The organism is Cognatiluteimonas telluris (assembly GCF_011320095.1).
GTDB lineage: Bacteria > Pseudomonadota > Gammaproteobacteria > Xanthomonadales > Xanthomonadaceae > Cognatiluteimonas > Cognatiluteimonas telluris.
Genome location: NZ_JAANOY010000093.1, coordinates 1 through 1131 on the forward strand (window position 1 = coordinate 1; position 1131 = coordinate 1131).

The window sequence follows — 1131 nt, forward strand, 5'->3', positions numbered from 1 at the left end:
CGCCTTTTCGGTCTGGGTGCTGTGGGCCAATATCCGAGCGAGAATGCGTGAAGCCCGTAGCCGTAGCGCCTAACAACTCATTCAAGAGGGAAGCCGCTTCGCGGCTCCCCTTAATTCAGGTGTTAGGCCCCGCATGAATAATTCTCGAGCATTCGCGGTATTCCACTTCGCGCTGACGGCTCTCTTGTCCGTTGCGGCCTTCATGTTTCTTCCCGGCTACCGCATTTGGTCTTTAGCCAGTCTGGCCAATCTGCTCGTCGCCTGTTGTTTGGTGGCGACTTGGACCCAACGCAAAATTCTGTGCGGCGGCTTCGCGACGGCTGCGATTGTTGGCTTGGCGGCCAGTTCGCTTACCCTTCCGTCTGGTGCCGTGCGCGAGGAAGGTATCTTGTTATTCGTTCTGGCATTCATCGCCATGCCCTTTGTCGCATACAGCGTGTATCGGTCGCAGCTAGAGGCGGCGGCCTAACAATTCATTCAAGCCGAACTTGCTTCGTTCCAGCAAAAGCGTGGCATAAAATGCCTGCCGCGCTTTCGCTTCCACTACGCAAGTCGGCTTAATTCAGGTGTTAGACCTATGCCCAATGATTCCGGCAGTTCGAGAGAAGGGCAGATGATGCTTTATCAGATCACTGTCGGTGACTTGACCTATTTCAAGTCTCAGCAATGGTCCCTTACGAATCATTGCTTTCTGTTGCTCGTTGGCCTTCTTGGAGCAAGACAACTTCTCGCCAAGCCTATTGAGGCATGGGAGCTTGCGGTTCTCGTGGCTCTAGTTGCCTGCGTAGTCATTGCTGGCCTCACCCTGCTCAACAAGCTTCAGCACTCTATTGTTGTTCGTCAGGCTCGCCTGGATGCGGCACGCGAAAAGCTTGGACTAGAGTTCTATGCCACTTGGGCGGCAAAGGCCAAGAGCACCGAGTACGTGCATGCAGTTTGGATCCTGCGTGGCGCGCTTATGATTGGTGGACTTGTTGTCTGCTGGCTGTTGTTTCAAGGTGCATAGGGGTGAATTAACACTCCAAGTGCAACACCCCTGACCGCTGAAGTCGTTGGAGTGGCGTTTCATAGCCATAGCGTTTTCTCGGTCGGCGGTTGAGCTTGGTCGTGGCTCTGTCGCAGTCTGCCTGG

The 1131-nt window shown here is 54.6% G+C and carries 2 protein-coding genes and 1 pseudogene; 2 read left to right on the top strand and 1 reads right to left on the bottom strand.

All coding sequences use genetic code 11. The features are described 5' to 3' along the window. The first annotated feature begins 133 nt into the window (after positions 1-133). Together G7B67_RS13130 and G7B67_RS13135 are read left to right on the top strand one after the other, a co-directional pair. The gene (locus G7B67_RS13130; protein WP_166213146.1) at positions 134-469 is read left to right on the top strand and encodes a hypothetical protein; all 336 of its coding nucleotides are present in this window, start codon (positions 134-136) and stop codon (positions 467-469) included. Positions 470-577: 108 nt separating this feature from the next. After that, positions 578-1006: a hypothetical protein gene (locus G7B67_RS13135; protein ID WP_166213148.1), complete on the top strand. Its 429-nt coding sequence runs from the start codon at positions 578-580 to the stop codon at positions 1004-1006. 7 nt (positions 1007-1013) lie between these two features. On the opposite strand, the pseudogene G7B67_RS13660 reads toward G7B67_RS13135, so the two are convergent. Beyond that, positions 1014-1131, bottom strand: a pseudogene (locus tag G7B67_RS13660) (IS30 family transposase); the annotation flags it as partial.

Bases quoted from the DNA above. Each gene is read 5' to 3' on its own strand.
- G7B67_RS13130 (WP_166213146.1), top strand. From the start codon at position 134: ATGAATAATTCTCGAGCATTCGCGGTATTCCACTTCGCGCTGACGGCT.
- G7B67_RS13135 (WP_166213148.1), top strand. From the start codon at position 578: ATGCCCAATGATTCCGGCAGTTCGAGAGAAGGGCAGATGATGCTTTAT.